At 36.8% G+C, this 359-nt stretch carries 1 protein-coding gene; it reads left to right on the forward strand.

All coding sequences use genetic code 11. The features are described from left to right. Nucleotides 1-359: hypothetical protein (locus H4O21_RS28500; RefSeq protein WP_220495883.1), on the forward strand; the 359-nt coding region annotated here is incomplete at both ends.

Consider the following 359-nt stretch of genomic DNA (forward strand, 5'->3'; position numbering starts at 1 on the left):
GTAAATTAACTGATAAAGGGAACGCTAATATTGCTTTGGTAAGCACCAAAAAACCTTATGAACTAGAAAGTCAGTGGACAGGGATGCGCATCAGGGATTTTGCTACAGTAAACCTTAAAACAGGCGAACAACAGATTGCCGTTAAAGGCGTAAGAAATGTGAATCTTAGCCCAAAAGGGAAATATGCTTATGGTTATAAAATGAACGATAGCACCTGGTTTACCTACAACATAGCTGCTAAAAAATTCAATGCAATCACAACAAACAAATTATTCTATGATGAATTAAACGATTCTCCAAAACATCCCAATTCATACGGTTTAGCTGGATGGACAGCATCAGACAAGGATATCCTTTTA

Origin of the sequence: Oceanospirillum sediminis (assembly GCF_014164585.1) — a bacterium.
Taxonomy (GTDB): Bacteria; Pseudomonadota; Gammaproteobacteria; order Pseudomonadales; family Halomonadaceae; genus Oceanospirillum; species Oceanospirillum sediminis.